The 6,144-nt window shown below is 67.0% G+C and carries 8 protein-coding genes; 2 read left to right on the top strand and 6 right to left on the bottom strand.

What is annotated here, in order from left to right; all coding sequences use genetic code 11:
* Positions 1-186 precede the first annotated feature (186 nt).
* Positions 187-1,263, top strand: coding sequence for a cytochrome c peroxidase (locus QZY48_RS08680; protein ID WP_295430168.1), 1,077 nt, complete (start codon positions 187-189; stop codon positions 1,261-1,263).
* Between the two features lie 35 nt (positions 1,264-1,298).
* Here the strand turns inward: QZY48_RS08680 and QZY48_RS08685 are convergent, their stop codons facing one another.
* The 3 genes from QZY48_RS08685 to QZY48_RS08695 form a co-directional block, all read right to left on the bottom strand.
* The gene (locus tag QZY48_RS08685) at positions 1,299-1,463 is read right to left on the bottom strand and encodes a hypothetical protein (protein ID WP_295430171.1); all 165 of its coding nucleotides are present in this window, start codon (positions 1,461-1,463) and stop codon (positions 1,299-1,301) included.
* A 66-nt stretch (positions 1,464-1,529) separates the two neighbouring features.
* Positions 1,530-2,285 (bottom strand): class I SAM-dependent methyltransferase, encoded by a 756-nt coding sequence (locus tag QZY48_RS08690; RefSeq protein ID WP_295430173.1) that lies wholly within the window; start codon positions 2,283-2,285, stop codon positions 1,530-1,532.
* A gap of 2 nt (positions 2,286-2,287) precedes the next feature.
* A complete protein-coding gene (locus QZY48_RS08695; RefSeq protein ID WP_295430175.1) occupies positions 2,288-3,487 on the bottom strand; it encodes a BtaA family protein in 1,200 nt (399 codons plus the stop codon).
* Positions 3,488-4,030: 543 nt separating this feature from the next.
* Between QZY48_RS08695 and phoU the strand changes: the two genes are divergently transcribed.
* Positions 4,031-4,699, top strand: coding sequence for a phosphate signaling complex protein PhoU (phoU, locus tag QZY48_RS08700; protein ID WP_295430177.1), 669 nt, complete (start codon positions 4,031-4,033; stop codon positions 4,697-4,699).
* A 27-nt stretch (positions 4,700-4,726) separates the two neighbouring features.
* Here phoU and QZY48_RS08705 read toward each other — a convergent pair whose 3' ends face one another.
* The 3 genes from QZY48_RS08705 to QZY48_RS08715 all read right to left on the bottom strand — a co-directional run.
* Positions 4,727-5,188, bottom strand: a complete 462-nt coding sequence (locus tag QZY48_RS08705; protein ID WP_295430179.1) for a hypothetical protein — start codon at positions 5,186-5,188, stop codon at positions 4,727-4,729.
* A gap of 317 nt (positions 5,189-5,505) precedes the next feature.
* Complete coding sequence (locus tag QZY48_RS08710; protein WP_295430181.1) at positions 5,506-5,742, bottom strand: hypothetical protein; 237 nt, start codon at positions 5,740-5,742, stop codon at positions 5,506-5,508.
* 30 nt (positions 5,743-5,772) lie between these two features.
* Positions 5,773-6,144, bottom strand: a 372-nt coding sequence (locus tag QZY48_RS08715) for a type I restriction enzyme endonuclease domain-containing protein (protein WP_295430183.1), incomplete at its 5' end; no start/stop codon positions are given.

The following is a 6,144-nucleotide window of genomic DNA, read 5'->3' on the forward strand; positions in this document are numbered from 1 at the left end:
CGACGGGTGCTGCTGTCACGTTCTCCGGCGCAACTGAGCGTCAAGAGGCTTGAGTTGCAGGCCGCAACGCCTATCAACCAAGTGCGGATAAATCCTAACTTCATCACTGAGCAACTTTGCTCAGAATTTTAGGAACAGTCTTCCATCCTTATCCAACCGGACTATGTCATCAGGAGTTTCGTCACGATGAGATCCAAAGCGACCCTACTGCTCGGCAGCGCCCTGACCCTGGGCGTCGCCTTGCCGTCGCTGGCGGCGGACTGGCAGGCCCTGCCCGATCAGGCCCCGTCCCCGGCAGACAACCCGACGACCAAGGCCAAGGTCCAACTCGGCAAGACCCTCTTTTTCGACCCGCGCTTCTCGGAGCACGGGACCCTGTCCTGCAATTCCTGCCACAACGTCATGGCCGGGGGCGACGACAACCGTCCCAATTCCATCGGGATGCATGACGCCCGCGGTGGGCGCAGTGCCCCGACGGTGTGGAATGCCGCCTTCTATTCGGTGCAGTTCTGGGATGGACGCGCCGCAACCCTGGAAGACCAGGCCAAGGGGCCGCTGGTCAACCCCATCGAGATGGGCATGGGGAGCCTGCAGGACGTGCTGGGGCGGATCGACAAGATTCCTGGCTATAAGCCGCTGTTCGAGGCGGCCTTCCCGGGCGAGGCCCAGCCGATCAGCGCCGACAATGCCGCCAAAGCGGTCGCCGCCTTCGAGCGGACCCTGATCACCCCCAACTCACCCTATGACCGCTATGTCAAGGGCAACAAAAAGGCCCTCACCGAGCAGCAGGTGCGTGGGATGAAAACCTTTGACTCGTTAGGTTGTACCTCCTGCCACTCCGGCGCCAACTTCAGCGGCCCGACACTCCCCATCGGCACCGGCTTCTTCATGAAGTTCCCCACCTACCCGGGCAGCGCCTATGACGACAAATATCAACTGACCGCGGACCAGGGCCGTTTCGAGGCGACCAAGCAGGAGGCCGATCGGAATCTGTGGCGGGTCCCCACCCTGCGCAATATCGCGCTGACCGCGCCCTATATCAGTAACGGCCAGGTACCGACCCTGGACGAGGCCGTGCGGGTCATGGCCAAGACCCAGTTGAACAAGGACCTGACCGACGCCCAGGCGGCGGACCTGGTGGCCTTCCTCAACGCCCTGACCGGTGAGTTCCCCGTGATTACGATGCCGCGTCTGCCGGGCAGCCCCAACCTGACCGTGATCCCGCCCGTCGATCCGCATTTGAAGGAAAAGCCGCACGGCTGATCGCTATCCGCAGGGCCGGCTCGTTGAGTTGACGCTCAATGCGGCAACCGGCCGTGCCCTGGACCGGGCGGCGAGCGACTTGAAGGGAATGCCTGTCGCACCGTTGTCGTTGTCGCACCGTTGTCGTTGTCGTTGTCGTTGTCGTTGTCGTTGTCGTTGTCGAATTCGGAGGAGCGATGCACTTTCGCGAGCGTGAGCATCACAGGGCGCGCCGATAACGCCGATTACGATTACGACAACGACAACGACAACGATCGTATTCGTGTTTAGCTTGTTCTTGACTCGTTACTCTGGCGCATGATCCCCCCCGGCAGCCGCCCGATAAAGACATAATAAGGCACCCGCAACCCGGGCAGATAGGGGACCGGCGCGCGGTGCTGCCTCAGTCGATGCGCGGGCAGCAGCCGGCGCAGCAGGCGCAGGTGGGCCGGGTCGGGGCGCACCCCGTCATGGGCGAACCAGCGCGGCCAGAACCAGCGGGTCAGGGCCCCGTGGTGAACCAGACCCGGCACGGGGGTCGGGTCTGACACATAGAAGTCCACCAGGCCCAGGGTGCCGCCGGGTTTGAGCATGGTCAAGGCGTTGCGCAGCGCCCCCTCCCAGTCCGGGATCATGGTGAGCGAATAGGAGAAATAGACCAGATCCACCGGGCGGGCCGGCCGGTAGGTCACCGCATCGGCCTCCACCACCCGGACATTGGGCAGCCGGCGGGTCCGCCGCCGTGCCTGCTCCAACAGGGCCGGGCACAGGTCGACCAGTTCGACCGACTCCAGGGTGCTCAGGCGCTCCCCCAAGAACCCCAGGTTGCGCCCGGTACCGGCGCCCAGTTCGATCACGCTCGCGCCGGGGCGCGGGGCCAACTGCCACAGCAGTTCCGCACGGCCGTGCAGCAACCGTTCGCGGAAGGCGTCGTAGTGCTCGGCCTGGGGGCCGTAGAAGGCCTGCAGGCGCGCGGCCAGGGCACCGTGCCGGGGCTGCCCGCGCATCAGGCTCAGCAGGACCTGGGCATCGCTGCGGCCCATGGTCAGGCCCCCGCCAGGTCGGCGACATGGAAGCCGGCGTAGGTGTGGACCCGGTCCCGCCGCTGTAGGTCACGCGCCAGCCGCGGGTGGAAGACGAGGCGTTCGCGCAATCGCTCGCGGCCGGCGCCGACCTCGATGGCGTCGAGATAGGCGGGGGCGGCGTGGGCGCTGCGGAAGATGACCCGGGCCCGCGGGGTCGCACGTGCCAGAATGGCCGTCCACTCCTCCGCCAGTGCCTCGGGATAGTAGGAACTCATCCAGTCCATGTGATCGAGCAGCACGAATTTGGAGATGCGCTCTTGGGTCTGTTGCAGGAAGGCAGTCACGGTGCAGGTGTGCGGCACCACGCGGTCCGCCAGCCCCGCCTTGAGGGCCGCGAAGTTCTTTGGTTTCAGATACTCCGGACAGCAGGCCGGGGTATAGCGTCCGTTGAGATAGACCATCCAGAAATAGTTGGTCCAGACCGGCAGTTCGCGGAAGACGTATTCGACCGCCTCGCGGATAAAGCCCGCCACCCCGCGGTGGTGCTGCGCCTGGACCTGGCGGCGCTGGGCATAGGGCACGCCGAGCAGGCTCATGGTGAGTTGGCGCGACAGGGTCCAGTTCATACCCGCACCCCACATCAGGGGCGCGACCTGGGTATCGTAGACGGCCCGCTGGCCCCTGAGCGAGTCCGCCTGGAGCAACTCATCGATACCGGCCGCCAGGCGCGGGCGGACCCGCAGGTAGGCGCGGAAGGCCCGCGCCACGGTCCCGGCGAGCCCCTGAAAATAGAAGCTGCCGTGCCCCGGATCGAACCAGTGCAGCCGCTCGTCCCAGAAGCGTTGCGCGAAGGGCGAGAGGTCGGCGCGCAGGGCCTCGTGATAGAGGGCGCGGTGGTGCTGGTGGACGCCGCCGCCGAACAGGGCGAAGAAGTCCTCGAAGGCGAGGTGCCGGATGCCGGCCAGCTTCAGTTCCAGGAGCGCCGTCTGGCGTGGATTGGCGTCTACCGCGTGGATACGCCGGGGGCCGGCCAGCGCATAGTCCAGCACGTTACACCCGGCGCTCGTGATGACCAGCAGGGTATCGTCCGGCCTCAGGGCCAGGGCCAGGCGGTCGACCGCCGGGTCCTCCCAGCAGGTGTTGTAGACCAGTGAGCGGGAATAGATGGCGTTGAAGACGGCGTGGTCGATGCGGTCGCGCAGGGTCAGTGCAGCTTTCACGGCAGGGCTCTTGAGGCTCGTGGCGATGACAGACCCGCGAGTCTAGTGGCCGATCATGACCTCACGGTGACCGGCGTGCGACCGCCGTGTTGCGGACCGGCGCCGTTCGACCTCGATCCAGACCTTCGCCGGACGATGGACCCACCGCCCCCGAGCCGTTCGAGGTCATGCGCATCCCGTCGCGCTGCCTGCCGTTGGACCCGCAGGACTGCCTCCTGCGGGTCACTGCCGTTAAGTTAAGCGCCGCGGCCCAAGCGCCTGGACTCCAAGGCTTCAGCCTTGGAGCGCGCCAAGGCTGAAGCCTTGGACTCCTGGCAGAGGCGACGCGCTTGGCGGGTGGGTGCGTTGCGGCGGCGGCCGGGCCTGGCGCGGCGGGGGCTCGACCTGTTGCTCATCCATGCCCCCCGCGTCGCCCACGACCGCGGGCCGGTGCCCGGTGTTGGCTCGCCGCTCAGCAAACCGTCAGCTTTTTCGCTAAGGTAGAGACTAATGTCCGTCCGTTCTCAGCCGGACGATCCCTGACACAGAACCGGAGCGCGCACCTTGCCCCAGTCACCACTGTTACTCGAAAAGAAGCGCGAGGCGTTGAAACAGGCGCTGTTGGCCATGGGCGGCCAGGTCGAACAGGCCCTGCGCAAGTCACTGGAGGCCTTGCGCGGGCAGGACCTCGGCCTGGCCCGGGAGATCGTTTCCGGCGACACGGCCATCAACCAGCAGCGCCGTCTGCTGGAGCAAGATGCGCTGCTGGTGCTCGCCGCCTTCAAGCCGGCGGGCCTCGATCTGCGCCTGATCGGCGCCTCCATGGAACTGGTCGCGGAATTGGAGCGGATCGGAGACTACGCGGCCGACGTGGCCCGGATTCTGCTGCGCCACGCGCAACCGCCGCTGCCGACGCCGCTCCTCGCCCGGGTCGCGGACATGGGCGACGCGGCCGTGGACATGTTGCGCGATGCGCTGGCGGCCTACGGACGGGCGGGCGGCGACGCGCCGCTGGCGCGCCTGGTGGCCAGCCGCGACGATCAGATTGACGCCCTGCAGTCGGAACTGATCGACGCCATCGCCGTGCTGATTGGCGATGATCCGCGCCAGGCGGCGCCGGGGATCGCCCTGTCTTGGGTGACGCACCTCTATGAGCGGGTCGCCGACCGCGCGACCAACATCGCCGAACGGGTGGTCTACATCGCCACCGGCGAGACCCCCGATCTGGATTGAGCGGCGCCCGGCACGCACCGACCGGGGTCACTCGGGGACGATGGGCCCCTTGGTTCCGGCATCGAAATCGGCCCAAGCGTCCTCGCCCTGCAAGCGCCGGTCCCCCTGGATGGTATAGGTGATCTTGCCGTCGCGGAATACCAGGGCGCCGTCGCTGCGTTTGGCCTTCACGCGCTTGCCGCTCACCCAGACCTGCTCTTTGGCGTTGATGCGGATGGTCGCCACCGTGGCTCCCGACGCGGCCTTGGCAACCCATTGCCCGGCATACGGCGTCTGGCCGGCGGCTGCCGCTTTATTGGCGGGGGCGTCCGCCACGAAACCGGCCTTGGCGTTTTCCTTCCTGGTCTTGTTGATGTCGCAGCCCTGCGCTTCGGAAGTTTGCGTGCAGCCGGAGCGTTCGAGCAGCCGGCGGTAGTGCGCGTCGATGGCCTGGGCGGAGCTTGATGCCAGGAGCACAATGCCGACGGTGAGGAGTGATGGCGTCTTCATGCGTTTTGACCTCGTTAGAGTGGAAGGGGAAGTCGCGCCGGGGGGCCCTTACCGTCAAAGTCCGGCGGGGACCTTGTGGAAGCGGCTTCAGCCGCGACGAGGCCTCGCGGCGATGAGATCGCCGCGCTGCGGCGGCGCGTGGAGCGCATGGAGCGGCGGCTGGAATTGGCGGACACCGTCTAGACGTGGTCCGCCTGACATGGCACTGTGCCCGCGACCGACGCGGCAAGTGCGGTGTCCGCAAATTGCGCTGAGCGGTGGTCCAGACGCCTGGCCACCATGCGGGTGCCGCCGGCCCGCGGCGGGTCCCCTCCAGCTTAGCTCACCGGCCGCACCGTGACCGTCAGGGCCGCGGGGTCGGGCACGTTCACCGCGAGCGGCGCGATCCACTCCAGATGCACCCAGAAGCCGTGCAGGGTCCGCCCCTCCCAGGTCCGGCCCGGGGTCTCGATAGAGACACACCACTCGGGCAACCGGTAGCGCAAATCGTTCGGCAGGTCGCCCGCCAGCGGGGTTCCCGCCACCGCCGCCGCGACCGTGGGATCGAAGGTCAACCGAAATGAAAGGGCTGTCGCGTTCGCGACTCAGGCCGCCCACTGCGCCGACAACGCCTCGGCCTGCGCCAACACCGTCTGCACGGCCGCGTCCTGCAGGTCCGGCGGGTAGCCGTACTTGCGCAAGATGCGCTTGACCAGGATGCGCATCCGGGCGCGGGCGTTTTCGCGGTGGGACCAGTCCACGGTAATACTCCCGCGCAGGCTGGTCAGCAGTTCGTGGGCGATCACCTTGAGCTTGTCGTTGCCCATCACCTCGATGGCGCTCTGGTTCTCGGCCAGGGCGTCATAGAAGGCGATCTCATCCAACGACAGGCCCTCGGCTTCGCCCCGCAGGCGCGCCTCGCGGATGTCGCGTGCCAGGTTGATCAACTCCTGGAGGATCTCCACCGTGCTGACGGC

Origin of the sequence: uncultured Thiodictyon sp., assembly GCF_903828115.1 — a bacterium.
Taxonomy (GTDB): domain Bacteria; phylum Pseudomonadota; class Gammaproteobacteria; order Chromatiales; family Chromatiaceae; genus Thiodictyon.

Excerpts from the sequence above, each read along its gene's own strand:
- QZY48_RS08705 (WP_295430179.1), bottom strand. The coding sequence starts at position 5,188 with ATGAAGACGCCATCACTCCTCACCGTCGGCATTGTGCTCCTGGCATCA.
- QZY48_RS08680 (WP_295430168.1), top strand. The coding sequence starts at position 187 with ATGAGATCCAAAGCGACCCTACTGCTCGGCAGCGCCCTGACCCTGGGC.
- QZY48_RS08690 (WP_295430173.1), bottom strand. The coding sequence starts at position 2,285 with ATGGGCCGCAGCGATGCCCAGGTCCTGCTGAGCCTGATGCGCGGGCAG.
- QZY48_RS08685 (WP_295430171.1), bottom strand. The coding sequence starts at position 1,463 with ATGCTCACGCTCGCGAAAGTGCATCGCTCCTCCGAATTCGACAACGAC.